Origin of the sequence: Paenibacillus plantarum (genome assembly GCF_013141695.1) — a bacterium.
Lineage (GTDB): Bacteria > Bacillota > Bacilli > Paenibacillales > NBRC-103111 > Paenibacillus_E > Paenibacillus_E plantarum.
This window is the reverse complement of the sequence record NZ_WHNY01000087.1, coordinates 67,789-88,366: the sequence shown is the minus strand read 5'-3', so window position 1 is coordinate 88,366 and position 20,578 is coordinate 67,789. Positions and strand designations below refer to the sequence as shown.

The window sequence follows — 20,578 nt, the reverse complement described above, 5'->3', positions numbered from 1 at the left end:
GGGATCATACATTCATGGCAAGGAATCAACGTTTACATACGGATTCAGATTTTCAGGAGGTCATTGACCGACAGGGTGTTGTTCGGATTTTTAAAGATGACCATATTGTCGATTCCAATGCGGTTGTTCTACGCTTCAGTGATACGACAGTCGTTGTGCAAACGCGCGTCAGCGATTTGACCTATTATGATCGGGCAGCTTGCGAGTTTTTTGAGATGAAAAAAAGATAGGACTCTGTTGGGAACAAAAAAGAAGCCGCTTCAATGCGGCTCCCAGCCATTGTTTTACTTTTTATGATATAACTTCATTCGCCACATCAAATCATCTTCTGACATATATGCCGTCCCTGCATGGATTCTATAAATCTCATTGCTTCCTTTGGTATTAATCCCCTCTTTGGTCGTAAAGAAAAGTTCAATGCCCACTTCCTTTCCTACCCCAATGACCGTTTCATTATAGGCACCAAAAGGAAAAGCAAGTAGACGATACTGCGGTCCTAACTCTTCCTCGATACGGTTTTCAGCCTTTAACAGATCCTGTTTAATTCTCTTTCGATATTCATCGTCCGTTTCAATTCTTTTTTCATTTTCCAAATAAATGGGATTTGTAAGCATTGGCATAAGTGTATTCCCAGAACCCGCCTTGACTTTGTCATGATGATCGTACGTATGAGAGTAAAAACTCATCCCGTTCTGCTTCATTTCTCTCATCTGATCCCATGTTAGGCGCGGTGCCTTAGGATGATCTATAGAATCAACAACGATAAATTTAGTAGCATGGAAACCAAAGTTAAGTAATTCAGGATACGCTTGGGTATAAAAGGATTCATAGCCATCATCAAACGTGATGACAACCGCATTTTGGGGAACTTTCGCCTCGCCCTTCATGAAATGAAGAAAATGTTCCATGGAGATGACATTGTAATCTTCTTTCTTCAACCTTTGCAGTTGACTTCTAAATCTTTTGGGGGAAATTGTAATTCCGTTTTCTTTTTCATCAATGTGATGATAGGCCAGTACAATGACTTTGTCGGTATAATGAACCTTTTGTTTACTATAATCTGCTTGATCAAAAGCTAGTGCATTTACTTGACGCTGCCCCGGTTGTTGTTGCGTTTCGAGTTCTAGCTGTTGTGCGACTGGTTTGACCTCTTGCTTTACTTCTTGCTTTACTTCTAGTTCTTGTTCAGCAACTGATTCTGCTAACTGTTCATAAGAAGGCACACGTTGTTCTTCTCTCATTGCTTGTTCTGGTGTTATGGTCTGCTCGAAAGACTTCGGCAACGACATTGGCAATACAACATAGAGGCACAATAAAACGCTAGAAATTAAAAGAACAGTAAACGCCAAATTCGTTGGATTTCCCAATTTTAGTCTATTCATGCTGACAACAACCCCATAGATGAGATGATAATAAATTAGGCAAATAGTATCATGAAAACGCTTTCTTGTAAACTATTTATTACACTACTTCCTCTTATTAGTCACTAAGTTCCATAGAGGCAAGCTGTACAAAACTATAGCCTAATTTACGCAGCTGCGGAATCGCTTTGATGACGCCTTCGGCAGTGTCCTTCTCTGGATGGTTCATGTGCGCGAGGACGATGGACCCGCTCGGAGCCTTCGATATAGCGTTGTACACTTGCTCCGTGTTATACGTCGCTCCAGCATCCCCAAGTACGGAGTATCCCGCTAGCTCGAACCCTAAATCATGCGCAACTGATACCGCGACCTCATCGTAAAATGCCGTACCCGATCGGAAAAATAGGGGCCTTTTCCCCGTCAGCTTCTCCAGCTGATCCGCATTGTCATTCATCTCATGAATGACTTCTTTGACGTTCTTCGTACCCGCAATACCGTACGCTAGCTTGCCTGCTACAGATAATGGGCGGTGCTCGGTGCCATGATTTTCGATCTCAAACAGAGAGTTCGATGCCAAATCTTGAAAGGTTGACGGATTCGCAGCAATCCATCTTGCATTGATGAATAACGTAGCTGGAATCTGCTCCTGAATCAAATACTGGATCAACTTCTCATCATAGCCACTACCTTCCTTCCCGCCGCAGGCATCAAAGGTAAGGGCAACCACTTTGTCCTTCGTATGTAAGCGTGTTTTCACACCAGGGACACGCTCTCCCCACTTCGTTGGTATCATAGAGGCATAACGAGCGATCAATGATTGTTCCACTGAGGTGACGGTTGGGACAGGAGGTGCGGCTGATGGTGCAAGCGTTGGTGTTGATGTTGGTGTTGGTATTGGTATTGGTATTCCTGCAGATGTAGATGTAGAATCAACCGCCGTTTCCACTTCTGCAGCACGCTGCTCCGTCTCGCATCCTGCAAGCGCTACCATCGCACTTATAAAGAAAAGGAGGCACATCGTGCGCCCCCTCATTTATGTTTCCGCCAGTCTAATTTACTTTTCTCCAGCTGATAGGCAAAATCGTTCTCAAGACGTTTCTCTTCCGCCTTGCGAGCCGCCTCTACCCTGGCTCTCTCTGCATCCTTCTTGGCTTGCTCTTCCGCTTTCATCGCGTCAGCCTGGGCTTTGAGCCCTTCCAGTATTTCCGGACGCAGCAGATCCTTCAACGTTGCAGGTTTATCTTGCACGCTAGCCGCAGCCGGCGTAATCTTTGCTTTCTTTTTCACCATAATAAGGTCACCTCGTCTACAAGTTCTCCCTATTATTGTACACCTCTATTGATGTAAATGATACGGCACTGTTGCAACAACGATATCCTTATCAGCTTGAAGCTTCGAACGAATCCGCGCTGCAGATTGATTATGAAGCAGACGATGCCACCATTTCTTCGGCATGAATTGCGGGAGAATAACCATGATCGACTGCTTCTCCGACATATGCGTGTCGATGCGATCAATGAATTCAGCCAGCGGCTTCAGAATCGTTCTGTATCGTGATTTGAATACTACGAGTCGAACACCTGGATCCCAGATCTGCCACTTCTCCTGCATCGATTCTTCGTCCTCATCCGAGAAGGAGACATAGAACGCGATGACGTTAGGCGAGAGCGATTTGGCATAGTTCAAGGTCTGCTCTACCGCTTTGTGAATCCCAGCCACAGGCACGATAATGACCGGCTCTTTGGTGCACACACGGTCTTGTGTGATATCAATCCGCAGCTGTTTGGCTACGTCGTCGTAATGGTGACTAATTTTCGTAATGAGCCAGAGGAGGATCGGTGTAATGATAATGACAATCCAAGCACCCTCGCTGAATTTGGTAACGGAGAAAATGATAAGAACCGCTAGGGAGACTATACCGCCCAGGCCGTTAATGATCAGCTTGCCGATCCAGCCAGATACGCGCTCTTTAAGCCATTTTCGAACCAACCCCGTCTGAGCAAGTGTAAAAGATAAAAATACGCCAATCGCATAAAGCGGAATAAGTGCATCGGTTTTACCTTTAAAGCCAATCAACAGCAGGCTGGCTAATACGCCTAGCGTAATAATCCCATAGTGATACGAAAGCCGATCCCCACGGAAGGAAAACATGCGCGGGAAGTTTTTGTCTTGGGCCATGATGGACGCCAAGATCGGGAAGCCATTGAAGCTTGTATTCGCAGCCAGCACCAAGATGAGCATTGTCGCGATTTGCGTCGCGTAGTACATAACGCCTCGGCCAAAAGCTTGCTCCGTCACCATCGAAAGAACCGATGTATGACCGTTATGATCCGGTGCCACTCCATACCCTAAGGCAATCAGCGTTACACCACCGAACACGATGGCCAACAGGCCGCCTAGAGAGAGGAGTGTTCGTTTGGCATTTTTGACAGATGGCGTTCTAAAATGCGGTACGCTATCTGAGATCGCTTCGATCCCCGTTACAGCGGAACAACCAGACGAGAACGCTTTGAGAAGTACGAATAAGGTTAATGAGTTCGTTGCCGCGCTTGGTGCGAATTCGATCGCATGCGTATTCATAGATCCTGTCAGTAAATCGAAAATACCTTTCCCCACTAATAAAAGGATACAAAGAATAAAAAAGTACGTTGGAATCGCGAATACCGTTCCTGATTCGGAAGTCCCTCGTAAATTCAGCCAGACCATAATCCATACTAGTAAGATGGTCAGCGGAACAATGTAAGGTACGGCTGATGGAAATGCCGAGGTAATTGCCTGGACACCAGCCGATATCGAAACGGCTACGGTTAAGGTATAGTCGATTAGCAGAGAGACACCGGTGAGACGTCCCCACACCATGCCTAAATTTTCCTTCGTCACCATATAGGCGCCGCCGCCCATCGGGTACGCTTCTATCACCTGTCTATAGCTCAACACGAGCAGTAGAATCAAAGCGATAATCGAAATCGCAATCGGCAACGAGAAGGCAAAAGCTGCAACCCCCACTGTTGCGAGCTCTAACAGGATTTGCTCCGTCCCATACGATACGGATGATAAGGCATCTGACGACAAGATAGGGAGGGCTTTCCAGACAGGCATTTTCTCCGACTCAATCTCACTCGACTTTAGCGGCTTACCGAACACAATTTTTTTCAATGAATCACTTGTCATTTCGCCGTTGTTCCTCCAATTAAAGCCATATAAATACTATATTTTTGAAAAATGGACGCAAAAAAACACAAGGATCGACCTTGTGTTTTGAACACACGTTCTCCTTTCTCACGTTCGCTTACGAGGTTAGCTGCCGGGTTCGGGCCGCGAGAAATCTGCCCTAAAAGGTACTTGAATCCGTACCGTTATTCACCCCATGTTACTCGTGGTTCCCCCGCTTTTCTTAATAGAAAATTAAGCGAAATATTCAACTGTTCTAGTACGGATTGAATACTACTCTCTTCTGCCAACATAGTAAAGGAGGGAAAAAACGTAAAAAGCACTCTCCGACCTCACGTTTCACCCGATAATTCGCTTACAATTACCTGATTCGTTGATTATCTTCCATTCTCGTAGGTAATCAGGGTATTTTAACTAAACAACAAGTTTGCAATCCGTCCAAGTTGCTAGTTCGTGCGAATATTCCGTTGGATGAACTGCTTCTTTTAAATAATCGTGTAATTTACCCAATCCACGCGAGTTCCGCCCATTTTGTCAAAAAACTGTTGTGCACGATGATTGTCAGGCGCGGTGATCCATGACATGTAGGCATAGCCGTTTTCCTTGGAGTAGATTTGGCACTTCTGGAACAAGTCTTCTTCTGCAGCGGTCCCCCGGTAAGACTCAAGAAGGAAGAGGTCATTCATGATCGTAATGGGATTTGCCTTCATCGTACTCCAGGAAAAATACAGGGTCGCAAAACCGACGAGCTCTCCCTCTTGGTCGACAACAAACTGTATACCGCCTTGTTCCTGAAGCAAGTTTCTAATCAGTCGATGAATATCAGTTCTTAACGGCTGTGGCTTCTTATAAAAGCCTACGATATAGGCATACATCAACTCTGTTAATGCCTCCAAATCTTCAATTCCCACTTTTCTTATCACGTGTCCCATCGTATTCCTCCATGTGTTTTATGAATAATAATACAATTATATGTATAAATATTCAACCCTTTACTGATTTAATACAGGCCAATTCATTGACACACCATACCCGCCATGATAAACTGTCACAAAATATATTATAGTTTAGATCGGAAGGTGTACCATGTCAGACAACGCAACCTCTTCAGCTCAAGGAACAACACATGCTCAACCTGAGATGCCTGGCCGCTTACGAGAAACGCCTGTCTCCTGGTTGCTCTGTTTTACGATTGTACTTGTCATCATGAACACGATGATGTTCAATCTGGCACTGCCCAAAATTTCCGTACAATTCGAGCTCAGTCCTTCAACGGCATCGTGGATTGTTACGGGGTATTCAATCATTTTCGCCATCGCATCGATCACCTACAGCCGCTTGTCCGACTTCGTGCCTATTCGCAGGCTCTACGTCATTGCCCTGCTCTCGCTAGGCGGCGCCTCCATTCTAGGGTTGTTCACGGACAGCTTCGGACTGTTGCTGTTTACGCGGTTGATTCAAGCATCCGGGGCAGGTGCGATCCCTTCGCTTGGTATCGTGCTCGTAACCCGCTACATTCCGTTGTCTCGTAGAGGCAGAGCCATGTCGCTCATCCTTTCCGCCGCTTCACTTGGCTTGGGACTAGGTCCCGTCGCAGGCGGATCCATCGTTCAGTATTTGGGCTGGCATTTCCTGTTCGTCATTACAGCGGTCACGCTGCTGCTAATTCCTATCTTTCTCATCCTGCTGCCAAAAGAAAAACCAGAAAGCGGCTCGTTCGATTTCATCGGCGCTCTGCTCCTCGGGATTGGGACGACGGGGTTGCTGCTCTTCCTTACGTCTAAGAGTCTGATCGCACTCCTAGCAGGCGTCATAGCGATTGCCCTATTTACTCTGCGCATTCGCCGTGCCTCACAACCGTTCGTGCTGCCTGCCCTATTTGGCGATAGGCCCTATATGGCGCTCAGCGCAATCGGCGTGTTTTCCTATATGATCAGCTTCGGCTTCTTGTTCCTTGCGCCACAGATGCTTGCGCGGGTTTTCGGCTTAGCTCCGCTTACTTCGGGACTACTGCTCTTCCCTGGCGCTTTGTTGGCTATGCTCGTCTCCAATCGCGTGGGGCGCATCATTGACCGCTATGGGAATACGGCGTTACTCCGCTACGTACCATGGTTGATGCTAGTTTCAACCGTAGGGCTTGCCCTGACTGCTAGCTATTCCTCTTACTGGATTGCTGCACTCTACATCCTGGTCAGCATCAGCTTTACGACACTTTCCAGCGCTGTATCCAATGAACTCTCCCGGCAATTGACCACAGATCGCATCGGCTCGGGCATGGGCTTGTTCCAATTGCTGCAATTTTTCAGCGGCGCGTTCGCCGTCGCGCTCTCGGGGAGCGCACTCGTTTGGCAGAAATCACTGCCGCTCGAACGTGCTTTTGACAACCTCATCTGGGGGATGGCGGTGGTTGCGCTTTTGACGATAGGGAGCTCGATTCTATACAGAAATTATGCAAAAAAGAGGCTTACGGGACTCGCTACAACGGAGTCGGTAGGAAGAGCGACGATACCTAAGACTGCAGCCGAATAAATACCGCCAGATAGCGCCCAAGCCCAGATTAAGGTGATGATATCATCTTAATTTAGGCTTGGACATATTCTCACTTGGAATAAAGTGATGGCATAACGTTAAAGTGTTGAAATACGCAGGAAACTTCGACTTTGGAGCTAATAGCGCTATCACGTAACGTTATTGTGCACTTCGTGGCCTAATTGGTCTGAATAGCGGTATTCTATAACGTTATCCGAAGTCGTTGCTCCTCCTTTCCACAAGAAGAGGCTGTCCCTCCGTCATCATGGTATGACTTCGGGGACAGCCTCTCTTCGTATATTATATGACCATGCCATCCCATGCGACCGTAATCGGACATGGGAATTGTTGCTCTTGAATCCAGCTGACTAAATCTGCATGTGTAGAGGTAAAGTGATTAATATGTGTAAGATAAATGCGAGAATTGGTATGTAAAGTCCCTTGCTCTAACAGTTTGCGAAATAATTCCATACAGCTAAAGGCGTCCAGATGTCCATTTGGTTGAAGGCCGCGGCCGGTGGTCAATCCAAATGTGCATTCACTAATCAACACATCCAGTGAAGCATTCTCCAGCTGCTTGAACGTTTCCGGCAAGTACCAGCCAGTATCCACGCCGTAGTATAGCTTCTGGCCATCCGGTTGCTCGATCAGATAGTTCGCACAACTCTCCCCCATGTTGCCCAAGTGGTTCCCGCGAAGCGGCGTTACTTTCATGCCGCAAATGGTAACGGATTGATTAAACTCGAGCTTATGGAAAGCCACTACGCCGCGCGCTTCCAAATCGGACGTCATGCCTTTCATGATCGGTCGGCTTTGACGATAGAATTCGACGATTTCGTAGGCTTGATCTGTAAAGTAGAAATGCAGCGGCTCCTTCAATCGTTCTATCGACATATTTCGAACATTCATCATCATATAGTTGAAATGATCTTCATGGGTATGGCTCACTAAGACATGCTGAAGCTTGGTAAAGTCGCCATATTCAATCGCTTGCTGAAAAGAATCTGCCCCTAAATCAATACACATTCCCTCATTGATTCGGAACATCGAACGGCGGCGAATCTCTGCACCGCCTACCTCCCGTGCGTTGTTACACACGGAACAGGTGCAAAATGGATTCGGTATGCCTTCGGCAGCGCTTGTGCCGTAAAATTTCATCGTTGGTCCCTCCTTCTAAACACTGATTACTTCTGATTCCAGCGGTCATAGGCTGCTTGATAGATCGCTAGATATTTATCCAGCTGCATTTTATTTAACGTGCTGACATATTTATCCCATTCGCTGAGCGGTTTAGCGCCTGTTATAAATTTAACAATATTCTCATCTGCATAAGCTTCGATATCCGTTGCATAAGAGCTTAATTCGATATTCTCTTTTTCAGTAAAAGTAGGAATCATCAATTTCGCGTCAGGCACTAGGTTAGGACGAATAACATCTTTATTCGCAATCATTTCTGGTAGAACAGCAGCACTTTGGTCAACCTTTTGCGTCACACGCTGTGGAATGCCGCCACCTTGGAAAATCGTATATTCCGAGAGCGCCTCATCCACTGTGAGTCCGTTCGGATTTTTGGCAAATTCGTCTTTCAGCTTATAAAATCCATCACTGCCGATCGTATACGTAACGCCTTCGATGCCAAGTCGAGCCATAGCCGTCCCTTCTTCACTCAGGAAATAATCTCCCCAGCGCAGTGTTGCTGCTGGATTCGGGTTTTTGCTCGTAATCACGAATGAACCTAAATCCCGAACTTTCGGGGAGATGCCCGTCCAATACACTTTGCCGTCGATCCCTTTTAGGAGAGGGTTCTGGACGTAATTATTTCGATTTTTGCCCATCCACAAATTGTTGTTGCCCTTCGCTACATAGCCGACACGCTCATCATCAACCTTCGCGATCTCCTGCTTCATATCCTGCGATAAAATTTCTTTATCGATTAAACCTTCCTGCCAGAGCTTATTAAAGAAGGTAATCATGTCTTTAAAGGTATTGTCCGTTGCGATATACCGAACTTTGCCCCCGTTATCAACATCCATGAAAGGTGCGATGATCCCGGAATTCGCTCCGAATCCCCAGCTGCCATAGAACGATTTAATAAATTGATCACCGTAGTTCTTATTGCCCTCTTTGTACCCTGAGATCGGAACTTCATCTGCTTTGCCATTCCCGTTAGGGTCCTGTTCCTTAAAAGCTTTCAACACCTTATAAAATTCGTCCGTTGTTGTCGGCATTTGAAGCCCAAGCTTGTCCAGCCACTTCTTATTGATCCACGAGGAAGAAATACGTCCATCTGCTTCACTAATGTTCGGAAGCGAGTAAATATGACCGTCAGCTGAAGTAATCGATTTGCGAATCCCGTCATTTTCTTTCATAAGTGCTGCCAGATTAGGCGCATAGCCTGCCTCAATCAAAGGATCCAATGGGATAATCTGCCCCGCTGCTGCGTAAGAAGTGATCAATTGCGGCGACAAATTCGCCCGCATGACAAAGTCCGGAAGATCATTGGAGGCAAACATCAAATTTCTGCGCTCATCAAACGCATTTTGCGGTACCGTATCCCATTTAATGATGACATTGGATTTCGCTTCATAATTTTTCAAACCTTTATGCTCGTTCCAATCCTTGACCAACTCATATTTGGAGACAAGCCCTTTCAATTGAACTGGCTCCTTTGCAATTGGCATACCTGTTTTATTGATATTCGCCTCTTTATTCGCTGCACCAGTTGTAACAGGCTCTGCACCTTTATCCTTATCGCTACAAGCGCTTAGTACTGGAATCGATGTAATCAGCATGGCAGCTGTCAGTAAGACCAATTTTCTTTTCATATTCGTTAGTCATCTCCTTGATTATTAATCATATTAACCTTTAAGAGCACCAATCATCATCCCTTTAACGAAATACTTTTGAAGGAAGGGATACAACATAAGAATCGGTCCGCTGGATACGATAATTACAGCATATTTGACACCTTCAGCAACTAGAAATTTGCTTGTATCCATCTCGATCGAATCCATCATCACGTTATCCGACTGATTCATAACTAGAATTTCCCGCAAGAAGAGCTGCAATGGATACAGCGAACGTTCTTTCAAATATATCATCGCCTCGAAATAGGAATTCCAATGATACACGGCATAGAACAAGACAAGAACAGCCATGATCGGTGCACTTAGGGGCAGCACAATGGAGAAAAACGATCGGATGTTGCCGCTGCCATCCATATAGGCCGATTCATAGAGTTGCTCATCAATGTTGGTTTCCAAGAACGTACGAGCTACAATCATATTGTATACACTGATCGCCGTTGGCAATATTAATGCCCACATCGAATTATAAAGTCCCAAATTCTTAACAAGCAGGTACATGGGGATCATACCGCTGCTGAAAAACATCGTAATGGTGAAGAATATCATAAGCCCGCGACGCCAAGGGAAATTTTTGCGTGACAGCGGATAAGCGCCCATCATAGTCAGTGAAATATTTACTAACGTTCCTATGGTCGTATAGATCAGCGTATTTCGATAGCCAATCCATATTTCCGTATTCGTAAATACCCGTCGATAGGCTTCCACATTGAATCCGCTCGGGATCAATCCTATCTTGCCCGCGATCACCAGTTTAGGATCACTGAATGAGGCACTAACGACATAGATCAGCGGGTAAAGCACAATTAACACCAGAATCCCGATAAGTACATAAGTAATCGCTAGAAAGATCCGATCTCCGTTAGACTCTCGAATTTTGTGGGAAACGACCTCCATGTTCACCTCTCCTTTTAGAACAGACTGCTGCTGCTATATCGTTTGGCAATCTTGTTGGCCGCAAGCAGCAAAATGATGTTGATGACATTGTTAAAGAGGCCCACAGCGGTAGAGAATCCATAATCCATATTGATTAGCCCCGTCTTGTAAGCATAAGTGGAAATGACCTCTGAGGTTTCCATGTTCAAGCTATTTTGCATAAGAAGAATACGCTCGTAGCTGAGAGTCATCATTTTCCCCATGAGCAAAATAAATTGAATGACAATGACTGGCATAATACACGGCAGATTCACATGAATCATCCGCTTCCACCGACTAGCCCCATCGATTTGCGCAGATTCATGCAGCTGGGGATCTACAGCCGCTAACGCAGCGATAAAGATAATGGAATTCCAACCGCTATTCCGCCAGATGTCAGTACCGATATAGACACCAGGAAAGTAGTCAGGACTAGTTAAGAAAGGAATCGATTCGATTCCGATCATCCCCAGCAAATGATTCAAGTACCCATTTTCCCCGCCGAGAAATAAATTGATAATACCGACAAAGACGACCGTCGAGATGAAGTACGGTGCATAAGTGATCGTCTGCAGCGTCTTCTTCAATCTCTCTTTTCTCATCTCATTGAACATAAGGGCAAGCATAATTGGAATGGGAAAACTGATCAGTGTTTTAAATAGATTAATAACCAGCGTGTTCTTCACAATGCGATAAAATTGAAAGGAATTGAAAAGCCTTTCAAAGTTATCCAAACCAATCCAAGGACTACCCATGATGCCGTGGATGGGATTGAAGCGTTTGAATGCGAGTTGTACACCATACATGGGTCCGTAGCAGAAAATAAGAAAATAAAGGACAACAGGGATGACAAAGATTAGATAATCCCAATTGTTTCGCAGCCCAAACCTTCTATGGTTAGACCTAGGTGAGGGTGCATGTGCAGCCTTGGTCTTCGCAGTCATATAGCTGCCTCCTTCGTCGAACGATAGAAAAGTGAATATCCAGAATCGATTCGGCGCCTGAATCGGTTTCCTATGGCTCCGAGTATACGTAAGTTTGGAACCCCCTACAACAATTGATAATCGGCTTTTCGCTGCACAAAACGGTTTTAGCGCATCAATGGCACCCTGCATTTTTCTCAATACCTAGTCAATTTTCAGCTTTTTGCCCTCCATGAATTGATAACATAGCGCAAAATTTATATACTCGTAAGAAATCAAGACCTATTCGACCAGGGGATGTGTTTATTTTGCGGAAAGCGATTCAGTCCAAGCTCTATCGAAAATTTCTTCTAGGGCACCTTCTGATTCTGGCCGTAACCGGTCTGTTATTCTTAGTGACCAATATCATTTCGCTATCCAATACCTATAATCGACTGATGGATAATACCCATCGATCTATGGCCAATACGACCAGTTTGCTGGATACGCGCATATTAGACCTGCAGAAATTGACATTAACCTTGTCACGGGATGCCAAACTGCTTCCCTATCAATTACAAGAATCCTTACAATATCCGTATGTAATTGCCGATGAACTTGAAAAGTTAAAGGCACTGTCTCCAGATCTTGATTCCATTGGTTTGTTCTATCGAAACACAGCCTACAGCTCGCTTAAAAACACGATTTTTACCGATACGGGAATTTACTCACCTGAGAGCTATAGCCGGCTCGTCAGCGATGGCCGAATCTCGCCAGATATTTTACAGAGCAAGTTGGAGCAACTACGATCACCCATACTTCTGTCCTCACTAGCCAATGAAAATAATCCTGACGGTAAGGAACAAGTTCTGCTTCTCCTAGTTCCGCTTGACAGCACGCCCTTTTCGAGTGGGATTATGATCTACAAACTGAACTATCCTGCCCTGGTAAGTAATTTCCAACGAACCATTGACAGTGGTAGCAGCCTGATTGCCTTTGACCAATCCAATATGCCTTTTCTGTATGTAAAAGGATCTTCTGATTTAGCGTGGAGTGAACTTGAAAGAGCAGCACAAAACTCGAAAGCACGGATCCCTGGCTATCTCTTCATGCAGGAAACATCGTCGAAACAGAACATTCATGTGGTGAACGCCATTCGTCGTAGTGACTATTTTCACGAGTATGATGTAGCACTCACGATTTCACTAATCATATTTCTCATATCGCTGGCTCTAGGAATCGTGCTTTGCTTCAGGTCTGCCCGCAAGAATTATCAACCGATCCAAGAGTTATCTAACCGTTTCCCTACCTTGCCATCGGACAAGTTGACGAAAGGCAATACCGATGAATTAGACCAACTTACTCGCTATATCGAGCAGATGAGGGATGAGAGCATCCATTTGTCCAATATGATGCATAATCAGGAGGTTTTAACGAGGAACCAGTTGCTGCTTGCGGTATTAATGGGGAAGTTGAACGTAGATAATACGACGCAAGATAACCGAAGTGCCCTGCATCAGCTATTTGATACACGGCAGACAAGCAGTGTACTTGTCATTATTTTTGATGATTACAATTCAAAGGTAAGTAAAGAGCCGCTTAGTGAACAGTGGTTGATGAAATATACCATTTGCAACGTTTTGGAAAATTTATCAGGTGTGCACGGCGTCAATTATGCACTTGATTTGGCTATCGATAATGGAATTGTTGGCATTGTTTCGTGGAACAACGAGTTTGCGGATCAATGGGAAGCTCGCAGTCGCGCTTTTTCCGAGCAGATCATCGCGTTCATGAATAGGCATTTTGCCCTCTCGTTATCCTGTATGGTAGGAGAACCTCAACCTACGAATGACTTGCATCAATCTTTCAACTCGGCAACATCGCTTGCTGAATATCGGATTTTTGCTGGTAAACAATCCATCATCACACCCTCTGAGTGGTCTCAGCAGAAAATCGATCATACGACGATCGATAAGCAGCAAATTTCTGACTCAGCAGATGCGCTCCATGCTGTGCTCTGCTCCAAGAACTCAGAGGATCTGCACCTGCTAATCCATGAGATGGAAGAACGATTTACTCGGTTGGAGGATGCTCCAACCTTCCGCCTAACGTTTCAACAAATCATTTTCACATTAAACCAACTCGTCAATAATATTCCGCTTTCCCATCGCGAAGCAATCAAATACAAACTAGAATCGCTGGCAGAATTCCAGTCCAAAACCGTTGCAGAAGCCTGCGCTAGTCTTCTTGATGCAGCACGCAGCATCCAAGACAGCTTAGGAGAAGATGCCAATAATAATCGCTTATATGCGTCTATGTTAGAGTACGTATCCCAGAATTATATGGACTTTAATCTAAGCCTCTCTACCGTTGCCGATGAGCTGTCCCTTACACCATCCTATGTAACACGCTATTTCAAAAATAAAAATGGTCTTCCCTTGATGCAATATGTCTCAAAAATTCGCATCGAGAAAGCCAAAGAGTTACTCGAAACTACCCATCTGTCCATTAAGGATATCGTCGAGCAGGTTGGGTTTGTGGATGAAAATAATTTTTCGCGAGCTTTTCGCAAACGAGAAGGCGTGTCTCCGAGTCAATATCGATCCAATCGCTATAGTTAGTGGAAAAAAGGCTGAAAATCCCCTCCAAGTATCTACTTGAAGGGGATTTTACGTTATACGCGCGTTAATTCGGCACATGATAATTGCGAGTCGTGGACTTCTGCTTCCAAATCATTTTCTTCCAAATGAGTGGAATGCCGCCGATAAGAAACAGGTAACGGGCATCGATCATTTTTTTGATAAATAAGGCCAAGCGGCCTTTCACTTTTTTCACTTTGAGTAAACCAACGGCTTCCCCGCGGCCCAAGGTTGCTACCGTCCCTTTGAAATCATAGACAAATGGCTTCAGCTCTTTGCCTCGAACCGTCAGTATGAGATTTCTAGCAGCATTATAGCCCTGTTGGACTGCAATCTGCGCATTGGCCGGATAGGGTGTACCCTCTGGGCTCGTGACGATCGAGCAATCGCCGGTGATGAAAATCTCCGGGAACTGATAGGAGCGCAAGCGGCTATCCACTTTGACCCGCCCCCGCTGTACCTCGAAACCCGCCTCCTGCAGTAACGAATTGCCGCGTATCCCTCCCGACCAGACTACCGTACCTGCACGAATGAACTCGCCGTTGCTCAGAATAACCCCTTCCGATGTGCATTCCTTGATCGCGGTCGATAGCTTATACTGCACCCCTTTGCGGCGCATCACTTCCATCCCATATTCGACCAAATCCTCCGGTAGTCCTGGAGGCAACGCCGACGAGGAAGCTTCCACATTATAAATCCGGACATCAGCCGGATCGACGTCATACGTTTTGCACAAAACAGGAATGCGATCCGCCAGCTCCCCGACGAATTCGGTACCCGTGAACCCCGCGCCACCAACGACGAAGGTCAGATAATCTTTGCGCTTCGGAGCCATTTTGGACTTGGCGAACATGTACTCAATGTGTTGCCGAATAAAGCGGACACTGTTAATGCTTTTGATCGACATCGCATATTCATGCATACCCGGGATCCCGAAGGTTTCCGTCTCACTCCCGAGTCCAATCACGAGATAGTCATAGTCCAGCGTCGCATCTTCCAGCACAATCTTTTTCTCACTAGGCACAATCTCTCTTACCGTCGACTTCACGAATCGAATTTTCCGCTCATCGATCAAATCCGAAATAGTCACGCGTGCGTTATCATGATGATCCGTACCGGCAGCCGGCATATGCAGATGCGTTGTAATAAAGTGATAGTCATGTTTGTTGACCAGTGTCACGTCCATCTCATTTCTTTTCATCTTCTTCTGCAGCCTTATCGCTGTGACAAGTCCGCCATAGCCTGCGCCTAGGATCACGATTCTGGGTTTGCTCATTGCCTCAACACTCCTTCGGTTGTGAAATTAATCACATATATACTTGTGAAAATAATCACAATTTATCACAAGGTGAGCCGGTAACCGACTCTCTTCTAGTGTATGCGCGTGTTCTGCAAATATCACTTCCAAATGACCTAATTATCTGGGATTGTCCCCCCTATAATTTGAAAAGTCTATCGATAAGATTATCAATAGACTTCTCTCTACTATTTAGGCTATTTCGTTTTCAAATCTTCAATAGAACTGATTGTCATATAGGCAGGTACAACTAGACCCAATTTGGTCCCTTTTAAGTTTGCACCAAGATCTTCTAGTTTAGCGGCATACTTCTCGAAATAATCCTTATGCGTAGTCGGGAGCCATGCAGCCACACTCGCATCAGCGCTTCCATCAGCAAGTCCAGCCCACATCGGTCCGGCTTCTACTTGCAGCATCTCTACTTTATACCCGAGCTTCTTTTCCAATACGGTTTTCACGACATTCGTGCTGGCAATCTCCGAATCCCAAGCCACATAAGCTAATTTCAGCTTCTTACCTTGTTCTGGCGAAAGATCTTTCACCCAAGTATCCACTTTACTTGCATTGTTAGCAACCCAATCCGCAGCTGCGTCTTCGGGCTTCTTACCGTCAACCACAGCTGACATGACCACTGCCATATCCTCCGGCGTCCACTCAAATCGATCTAGCATTGCATATGCTGACGCCGCTGCTTCCTTCAAACCTTTGCGCGCAATCGTATGAATCTCTTCATCCTTACCAAATGCACCCTTAGGATCATTCAGATATTTCAAATCATACTTAGCGAACATCCAATGAGGTGTCCACCCCGTCACGATGATCGGTTCCTTCGCTTTGTACGCTTTATCTAACGCTGCCGCCATGGCTGCGCTAGAGCCTTCAACTAATTTCCAATCGGTAAGCGCATAGGCTTTCATCGCTTGATCCGTCTGCTTCATTAATCCTGCACCAGGGTCAATTCCGATAATTTGGTGATTCACACTGCTGCCTACACTAGATTCTGAAGCATTATCTTTCGAGCAGCCTGTCACGACAAGTAAACTGGTCAAGCTAGCGAATATTAATGTCTTAGCGGCTTTCTTCAACATCTTTAAACACTCCTTTTTTTCTTCATCCATAATTGTGTGATGCGATCAAGTAAAATAGCTAATACAACAATAGCCAATCCGGCTTCAAAGCCTTGACCAATTTTGATTTGAGTAACAGCCCTATACACATCAGCCCCTACCCCCTGCGCCCCAATCATGGAAGCAATAACAACCATCGAGAGCGCAAGCATAATCGTTTGATTAATTCCCGCCATAATAGACGGCATCGCTAACGGAAATTGCAGCTTTACTAACTTTTGCATAGGGGTTGAACCGAAAGCATCTGCGGCTTCAACCAAATCTTCAGCAACCTGCCTTATACCCAAATTCGTCAGCCGAATCGTCGGCGGTACAGCAAAAATAACGGATGCAATGACCCCAGGTACCACACCCAGTCCAAAAAAGGTAACGGCAGGGATTAAATAAACGAAAGCAGGCATGGTTTGCATGAAATCAAGCGCTGGTGTGATGATCCCTCGTGCTCGGTCGCTTTGGGCACACCATACGCCTAAAGGAATACCAATGAGAATGGAAATGACTGCTGAGGTCATAACCAGTGCCAGTGTGTCCATCGTATGTTCCCATAAGCCAAGATTATCGACTAATAACAATCCTACGGCGGCAAATAGCGCGAATGGCCATTTGCCAAGATAATAAGCAAGAATCGTAATCAAAGCGATAAGTACCAGCGCTGGAGGGAAATGAAAAACGGCAGAAAATGCATCCACAACTCCCTCTATGAGGAGTGACATGAAATCAAAGAGCCATGATAAGTTAGCTCCTAACCCATCAACAACCTTCTCAACCCAATCATCCAATGGAACTTTAGTCATTCGTTATTCACATCCTCTCTTGCCACAACGTTACCTGCAAGAGCCCCAAGAACATCGCCGCGAACAATAACACCCTTAATTTTCCCATCGCTATCCACGACTGCCACAGGATACTTGGCATTGCTGCAAACTTCAAATAATTCATGCAGCAGTTGATCCGGGCCGACAGTTGGTATATCTCGAATCACAATATCCTCGAGACTCTTCTCATAGCGAACAGCACCCGAAGCATCCTCCGCTGTTATAACACCAATTAACTTCTTGCCTTTGTCTACAATAAATAAATTGGATATCCCGCTTTGCCTCATGAGCTGCAGTGCCACACGCGGCCCTCTATCAAGGCCTATGGTCTCAGGCCGGCGCATGACTGTCGTTGCGGTCAGTACCTTGGATAGATCAACATCCTCCACAAACCTTTCGACGTACTTATTTGCTGGGTTCATCATAATTTCTTCTGGTTTGCCGATTTGGACAATAACGCCGTCTTTCATTAGCGCAATTCGATCTCCAATACGAAGAGCCTCATCCAGATCATGTGTAATGAAAATGATGGTCTTCTTCATTTTATCTTGCAACTCTACGAGTTCATCTTGCATATCCTTCCGAATAAGAGGGTCTAATGCGCTAAAAGCCTCATCCATCAAAAGGATATCCGGATCATTGGCTAAAGCCCGCGCAAGCCCCACCCGCTGCTGCATGCCGCCGCTTAATTGCGAAGGCTTACTGTCTGCCCAAGCCTGTAATCCTACCAAATCCAAAGACTCTAGCGCCTTCACACGCCTTTTTTGCTTATCCCACCCTTGAATCTCTAGCCCGTATTCCACATTCTCAACGACTGTTCGATGAGGAAATAAGGCAAACTTCTGAAATACCATTGAGATTTGTTCTCGTCTGACATTTCTAAGCTCCTCATCATTCATGCGAACAATGTCCTTGCCGTGAATTGTGATACTTCCGCTCGTTGGCTCAATCAACCGATTCAAAAGTCGAACCAATGTTGATTTACCACTGCCTGAGAGCCCCATTATGACAAATATTTCACCTGCTTCAACAGAGAAGCTAGCTTCATTGACTCCTACAGTATGCTTCGTATCCTTATAAATCTTTTCTTTCGTTTGTTTCTGTGAAAGCAACGGAAGAACAGATGCGGGATCGGGACCAAATATTTTTGTCACCTGATTAACTTGGATAACCGACATATGCTCACTCCTTTCTTCTGTTTGCATGTCGTCCAACAAGTCTAACGAATAATCATCATTTATGTCAACCTTAAATTCTGTACAAACAGTTCAAACAGAAAAAACTGTACAAACTTTCACTAAGTTTAGTATACTTTTCCTAGTAGGTGTTTTTCTTTACTTTTTCAAAATTGTTTCTTACAATAACGATGTAAACCTAAAGGTAGGGTGAGGAGATAATGAATCATATAGAGGGCATCAGCGTAGAACAAGATCTCGTCATACAGAAGGCTCGAAAACGAATCATAGAATCTATTGGAAATAACATGGATTTATATAGTGTTAGTGAATCTACCGGTCATTTATACGGTTTACTTTTATTTCAAGACAAGCCGATGACATTAGACGAAATGGGAAAAGCTATGGAAATGAGCAAAACCAGCATGAGCACAGGCGTGCGGACGCTGGTTGATCTGAAAATGGTTAATAAAGTGTGGGAAAAAGGTTCCCGTAAGGATCTATATGAGGTTGAATCCGACTGGTTCCAAACTTTCGCTGATTTCTTTAGCCTCAAATGGCGAAAGGCCTTAGAAGTTAACCTGCTTGCGCTTACCAAATCCAAAAATGAGTTCCGAAAGCTGAACGAACAATTTCCTGACAGTCTCCCTTTACAAGCTGTTGTTAAACAGGATTTGGATAAAATAGATGCAGCTATTCATTATTACAAATGGCTTGATAGGCTTATTGATTCGTTCGAGTCGGGGGATATTTTCAAGCTGGTTCCCAAAGACTTACCCTCAGATGAATCATGAATAAACACAACAAGAACAACCTGAACAATAGTTGGACATTAATCCGACTGTCGTTCAGGTTTTTTATGTTCCATTTTAATCAGGGCACCAAGATAAATGTCATGCAATTATTACTTGCTGGCATTCTTAGCTTTGTCTTGCAAGTTGCGCAGCCGGTAGCAGTTCATGCCTGCCACCCCGAGCTCCTCCAGCAAGCCAAAGTTAGCCCAAGCGCCAACGACAGCCCCAATGCCGGGGATGAGCTGGAGCATTTTGCGAAAATCTATCGTGTCCCGATACTCCTGCTGCAGCTGCAGCCAATCCACCTGGTTCGCATAGTCGGCGGCAGGAGGAAAGGTCTGCGAAATTACAGGCCAATTCTTAATCGTATGAAGCAGCCCCGGCTTCTTCTTCGAACTGGAGAACGCCAACTGAAACACATACAGAATGAACAATCTTTCTCTATAGTCCCTAGTCGAATATCCGTAAATATGCGCTAATTCAAAAAGGAACTTCAACTTAATCCCGATTAGAATCGGGAAATCGGCAAGGCCAAGCAAAATGCCGCCAGCCCCTGCTCCTGCACCCTCGGCGGCGGCGATTTTTTTATAAAGTGACAGTAACTCCTCGGCTTTCGCATCGCGGTCCGCCATGGTTACACCCTTCAGAGGCTCCGTCGCAGGCATATAATGAATGCCGAATAAAGTCGTTTGCACAATCCCTTTCACCGTCGCGGTGATCGTATTGTGAATCTTCTCGGGAATCACTTGATTGATGCGATTTTGAACGGATTTGGAGGCGCGCTCGATCAGGTTCGGTTGCTTTTGCAGACGGATTTCCCAACGTTTAAGCTTGCCCTTCATTTGCTGTTCGTAGATCGTGTACGGCTGTTCCATAGCTTCACCACCGTTGGTTAGATTCTTATATTTTCACTTCTTTTTCGTTAGTTTCGACTGAGCTTTTTCAATATTCTTTGCCACGCGATACTGCACGATCCTGCTGATTAGCGC

At 45.3% G+C, this 20,578-nt stretch carries 18 protein-coding genes and 1 riboswitch; of the genes, 4 read left to right on the top strand and 14 right to left on the bottom strand.

Annotation, left to right across the window (positions count from 1 at the left end; translation table 11 throughout):
- Positions 1-14 precede the first annotated feature (14 nt).
- A complete protein-coding gene (locus GC096_RS34935; RefSeq protein WP_056612196.1) occupies positions 15-230 on the top strand; it encodes a hypothetical protein in 216 nt (71 codons plus the stop codon).
- A 54-nt stretch (positions 231-284) separates the two neighbouring features.
- Here GC096_RS34935 and GC096_RS34930 read toward each other — a convergent pair whose 3' ends face one another.
- The 5 genes from GC096_RS34930 to GC096_RS34910 form a co-directional block, all read right to left on the bottom strand.
- Positions 285-1,382 (bottom strand): polysaccharide deacetylase family protein, encoded by a 1,098-nt coding sequence (locus GC096_RS34930; RefSeq protein ID WP_171637238.1) that lies wholly within the window; start codon positions 1,380-1,382, stop codon positions 285-287.
- 97 nt (positions 1,383-1,479) lie between these two features.
- Positions 1,480-2,379, bottom strand: coding sequence for a polysaccharide deacetylase family protein (locus GC096_RS34925; protein ID WP_216626361.1), 900 nt, complete (start codon positions 2,377-2,379; stop codon positions 1,480-1,482).
- An 11-nt stretch (positions 2,380-2,390) separates the two neighbouring features.
- Complete coding sequence (locus tag GC096_RS34920; protein ID WP_056612190.1) at positions 2,391-2,651, bottom strand: YqkE family protein; 261 nt, start codon at positions 2,649-2,651, stop codon at positions 2,391-2,393.
- Positions 2,652-2,696: 45 nt separating this feature from the next.
- A complete protein-coding gene (gene kimA / locus GC096_RS34915) occupies positions 2,697-4,532 on the bottom strand; it encodes a potassium transporter KimA (protein WP_171637235.1) in 1,836 nt (611 codons plus the stop codon).
- A 100-nt stretch (positions 4,533-4,632) separates the two neighbouring features.
- Positions 4,633-4,783, bottom strand: a riboswitch (cyclic di-AMP (ydaO/yuaA leader).
- Positions 4,784-5,017: 234 nt separating this feature from the next.
- Positions 5,018-5,464, bottom strand: a complete 447-nt coding sequence (locus GC096_RS34910) for a GNAT family N-acetyltransferase (RefSeq protein ID WP_171637233.1) — start codon at positions 5,462-5,464, stop codon at positions 5,018-5,020.
- Positions 5,465-5,618: 154 nt separating this feature from the next.
- Here GC096_RS34910 and GC096_RS34905 point away from each other — a divergent pair, with 154 nt between their 5' ends.
- Positions 5,619-7,061: an MFS transporter gene (locus GC096_RS34905; protein WP_246303193.1), complete on the top strand. Its 1,443-nt coding sequence runs from the start codon at positions 5,619-5,621 to the stop codon at positions 7,059-7,061.
- A 300-nt stretch (positions 7,062-7,361) separates the two neighbouring features.
- Here the strand turns inward: GC096_RS34905 and GC096_RS34900 are convergent, their stop codons facing one another.
- The 4 genes from GC096_RS34900 to GC096_RS34885 are packed head-to-tail and all read right to left on the bottom strand — an operon-like array spanning position 7,362 to position 11,784.
- On the bottom strand, positions 7,362-8,219 hold the full coding sequence (locus GC096_RS34900) for an MBL fold metallo-hydrolase (protein WP_171637231.1): 858 nt from the start codon (positions 8,217-8,219) through the stop codon (positions 7,362-7,364).
- 26 nt (positions 8,220-8,245) lie between these two features.
- Positions 8,246-9,886, bottom strand: a complete 1,641-nt coding sequence (locus GC096_RS34895) for a type 2 periplasmic-binding domain-containing protein (RefSeq protein ID WP_171637229.1) — start codon at positions 9,884-9,886, stop codon at positions 8,246-8,248.
- A gap of 33 nt (positions 9,887-9,919) precedes the next feature.
- Complete coding sequence (locus GC096_RS34890) at positions 9,920-10,822, bottom strand: carbohydrate ABC transporter permease (protein ID WP_171637220.1); 903 nt, start codon at positions 10,820-10,822, stop codon at positions 9,920-9,922.
- A gap of 14 nt (positions 10,823-10,836) precedes the next feature.
- A complete protein-coding gene (locus tag GC096_RS34885; RefSeq protein ID WP_171637218.1) occupies positions 10,837-11,784 on the bottom strand; it encodes an ABC transporter permease in 948 nt (315 codons plus the stop codon).
- A 287-nt stretch (positions 11,785-12,071) separates the two neighbouring features.
- Between GC096_RS34885 and GC096_RS34880 the strand changes: the two genes are divergently transcribed.
- Positions 12,072-14,363, top strand: coding sequence for a helix-turn-helix transcriptional regulator (locus GC096_RS34880; protein ID WP_171637217.1), 2,292 nt, complete (start codon positions 12,072-12,074; stop codon positions 14,361-14,363).
- A 64-nt stretch (positions 14,364-14,427) separates the two neighbouring features.
- Here the strand turns inward: GC096_RS34880 and GC096_RS34875 are convergent, their stop codons facing one another.
- The 4 genes from GC096_RS34875 to GC096_RS34860 all read right to left on the bottom strand — a co-directional run bounded on the left by GC096_RS34875 (position 14,428) and on the right by GC096_RS34860 (position 18,798).
- The gene (locus tag GC096_RS34875) at positions 14,428-15,657 is read right to left on the bottom strand and encodes an NAD(P)/FAD-dependent oxidoreductase (RefSeq protein ID WP_171637215.1); all 1,230 of its coding nucleotides are present in this window, start codon (positions 15,655-15,657) and stop codon (positions 14,428-14,430) included.
- Positions 15,658-15,875: 218 nt separating this feature from the next.
- Positions 15,876-16,763: a glycine betaine ABC transporter substrate-binding protein gene (locus GC096_RS34870; RefSeq protein ID WP_376769548.1), complete on the bottom strand. Its 888-nt coding sequence runs from the start codon at positions 16,761-16,763 to the stop codon at positions 15,876-15,878.
- A gap of 5 nt (positions 16,764-16,768) precedes the next feature.
- Positions 16,769-17,599, bottom strand: a complete 831-nt coding sequence (locus tag GC096_RS34865; protein ID WP_056612161.1) for an ABC transporter permease — start codon at positions 17,597-17,599, stop codon at positions 16,769-16,771.
- Positions 17,596-18,798, bottom strand: a complete 1,203-nt coding sequence (locus GC096_RS34860; protein ID WP_171637211.1) for a quaternary amine ABC transporter ATP-binding protein — start codon at positions 18,796-18,798, stop codon at positions 17,596-17,598. Before GC096_RS34860 ends, GC096_RS34865 begins: the two co-directional genes overlap by 4 nt.
- A gap of 218 nt (positions 18,799-19,016) precedes the next feature.
- On the opposite strand from GC096_RS34860, the gene GC096_RS34855 reads away from it, so the two are divergent.
- Positions 19,017-19,589, top strand: a complete 573-nt coding sequence (locus GC096_RS34855) for a GbsR/MarR family transcriptional regulator (RefSeq protein ID WP_171637209.1) — start codon at positions 19,017-19,019, stop codon at positions 19,587-19,589.
- A 110-nt stretch (positions 19,590-19,699) separates the two neighbouring features.
- On the opposite strand, the gene GC096_RS34850 is transcribed toward GC096_RS34855, so the two are convergent.
- On the bottom strand, positions 19,700-20,464 hold the full coding sequence (locus tag GC096_RS34850) for an EcsC family protein (RefSeq protein WP_171637208.1): 765 nt from the start codon (positions 20,462-20,464) through the stop codon (positions 19,700-19,702).
- Between the last annotated feature and the right edge of the window lie 114 nt (positions 20,465-20,578).

Coding starts and splice junctions, on each gene's coding strand:
- GC096_RS34935 (WP_056612196.1), top strand. CDS start 15: ATGGCAAGGAATCAACGTTTACATACGGATTCAGATTTTCAGGAGGTC.
- GC096_RS34930 (WP_171637238.1), bottom strand. CDS start 1,382: ATGAATAGACTAAAATTGGGAAATCCAACGAATTTGGCGTTTACTGTT.
- GC096_RS34925 (WP_216626361.1), bottom strand. CDS start 2,379: ATGTGCCTCCTTTTCTTTATAAGTGCGATGGTAGCGCTTGCAGGATGC.
- GC096_RS34920 (WP_056612190.1), bottom strand. CDS start 2,651: ATGGTGAAAAAGAAAGCAAAGATTACGCCGGCTGCGGCTAGCGTGCAA.
- kimA (WP_171637235.1), bottom strand. CDS start 4,532: ATGACAAGTGATTCATTGAAAAAAATTGTGTTCGGTAAGCCGCTAAAG.
- GC096_RS34910 (WP_171637233.1), bottom strand. CDS start 5,464: ATGGGACACGTGATAAGAAAAGTGGGAATTGAAGATTTGGAGGCATTA.
- GC096_RS34905 (WP_246303193.1), top strand. CDS start 5,619: ATGTCAGACAACGCAACCTCTTCAGCTCAAGGAACAACACATGCTCAA.
- GC096_RS34900 (WP_171637231.1), bottom strand. CDS start 8,219: ATGAAATTTTACGGCACAAGCGCTGCCGAAGGCATACCGAATCCATTT.
- GC096_RS34895 (WP_171637229.1), bottom strand. CDS start 9,886: ATGAAAAGAAAATTGGTCTTACTGACAGCTGCCATGCTGATTACATCG.
- GC096_RS34890 (WP_171637220.1), bottom strand. CDS start 10,822: ATGGAGGTCGTTTCCCACAAAATTCGAGAGTCTAACGGAGATCGGATC.
- GC096_RS34885 (WP_171637218.1), bottom strand. CDS start 11,784: ATGACTGCGAAGACCAAGGCTGCACATGCACCCTCACCTAGGTCTAAC.
- GC096_RS34875 (WP_171637215.1), bottom strand. CDS start 15,657: ATGAGCAAACCCAGAATCGTGATCCTAGGCGCAGGCTATGGCGGACTT.
- GC096_RS34865 (WP_056612161.1), bottom strand. CDS start 17,599: ATGACTAAAGTTCCATTGGATGATTGGGTTGAGAAGGTTGTTGATGGG.
- GC096_RS34860 (WP_171637211.1), bottom strand. CDS start 18,798: ATGTCGGTTATCCAAGTTAATCAGGTGACAAAAATATTTGGTCCCGAT.
- GC096_RS34855 (WP_171637209.1), top strand. CDS start 19,017: ATGAATCATATAGAGGGCATCAGCGTAGAACAAGATCTCGTCATACAG.
- GC096_RS34850 (WP_171637208.1), bottom strand. CDS start 20,464: ATGGAACAGCCGTACACGATCTACGAACAGCAAATGAAGGGCAAGCTT.